1 protein-coding gene is annotated in these 1,688 nt (G+C 50.6%); it reads right to left on the bottom strand.

Annotated elements, in window-relative coordinates:
• Nucleotides 1–224: 224 nt before the first annotated feature.
• Complete coding sequence (argH, locus tag AC1DUA_RS36530) at nt 225–1,640, bottom strand: argininosuccinate lyase (RefSeq protein ID WP_477504390.1); 1,416 nt, start codon at nt 1,638–1,640, stop codon at nt 225–227.
• Between the last annotated feature and the right edge of the window lie 48 nt (nt 1,641–1,688).

Genomic DNA, 1,688 nt, shown 5'->3' with positions numbered 1-1,688 from the left:
GCGCCGATACGGGCAGCGTTAATCTAGAAGTGCCTGGACTCACCGTAGATCGTGAAGACCATCACACAGCCAAAGGCACTCTGGGAGACGGCAGCAAAAAAGTGAAAATACGCGTCGACACGGGGTATATCTCGGTCACCGGTAGATAAACAGCAGATAAACGGCAGAAAGCCTTCAACTCCATCCAATCGGATGACGTTGAAGGCTTTTTTATATAAGGAAACTTATTTGCTCTTCTCTAAATACGTTTGCAACCATTCATTGGACTGCGCCAACACCTGTTCAGCACGGGCAATAGCTTCCAACACTTGATTGCTTGCTGTCCCGCCGTATACATTACGCGCATTAACGACTTGCTCAGGCTGCAGTACAGCATAAATATCGGACTCGAACAAAGATGAGAACGTTTTGAACTCGTCAATGCTCATGTCGAGTAAATATTTTTTGTTCTGAATGCAGTACAGCACCGTTTTACCGATGACTTCGTGCGCTTGACGGAATGGCAGTCCCTTGTTAACAAGGTAATCTGCAATATCCGTTGCATTCGAGAAGTCTTGGTTTACAGCTTGTCTCATACGATCCGTGTTCACTTTCATKGTAGCGACCATTGGAGCGAATAGTTGAAGCGCGCCTTGCAGCGTACGAACCGTATCGAACATGCCTTCTTTATCTTCCTGCATGTCCTTGTTGTACGCCAGCGGCAGCGACTTCAGCACGGTCATCAGACCGAACAAGTTGCCGTAGACGCGGCCTGTTTTGCCGCGGACGAGCTCCGCCACGTCCGGGTTTTTCTTCTGCGGCATGATCGAGCTGCCGGTGCAGAAAGCATCATCGAGTTCCACGAACGCGAACTCGGTGGAAGACCAGAGCACCATTTCCTCGCTGAAGCGAGAAAGGTGCATCATGATCATGGACGCGTTAGAGAGGAACTCCAGGATGAAATCGCGGTCGCTGACCGCATCCAGGGAGTTCTCATACACGCGTCCGAACCCGAGCTGCTCCGCCACGAAATGGCGGTCGATCGGGAACGTCGTGCCAGCCAACGCCCCAGCACCTAGCGGCAGGATGTCTACGCGCTTGTAGCTGTCCTGCAAGCGCTCCAGATCGCGCTGAAACATGCTGACATAAGCCATCATGTGATGCGCGAACAGAATCGGCTGCGCACGTTGAAGATGCGTATACCCCGGGATAATCGTATCGATGTTTTTCTTCGCTTGATCAAGAAGAGCTTCCTGCAGCTTGATGAGGTGCCCAACGAACTCGACTACCCGTTTGCGCAGGTACAGATGCATGTCCGTTGCCACCTGATCGTTACGGCTGCGACCTGTATGCAGCTTGCCGCCTACTGGACCGATCAAATCGATCAGCGTTTTTTCGATATTCATATGAATATCTTCATTCTGAATTGTGAATTCCAGCTCGCCACGGCGAATCATGCCTTGAACCGCGTAGAGGCCGTCCTTAATCTTTTCGACATCATCCGCTGGAAGTATTCCACATTTTCCAAGCATCGTCACGTGGGCCAAGCTGCCTTGAATATCTTCCTCGGCTAGCTCCTTATCAAACGTAATTGATGCTGTATATTCTTCAACCAATTGGTCGGTTTGCTTCGTAAATCGTCCACCCCATAGCTTTGACACGTATACCCACTCCTCTCTATTTTACAGCCCAAAGGCTTTCCACGAGGG

The sequence above is a fragment of the Paenibacillus sp. 01T422 genome (assembly GCF_056398785.1).
The sequence above is the reverse complement of the archived record's forward strand: the minus strand, read 5'-3'. Positions and strand labels throughout refer to the sequence as shown.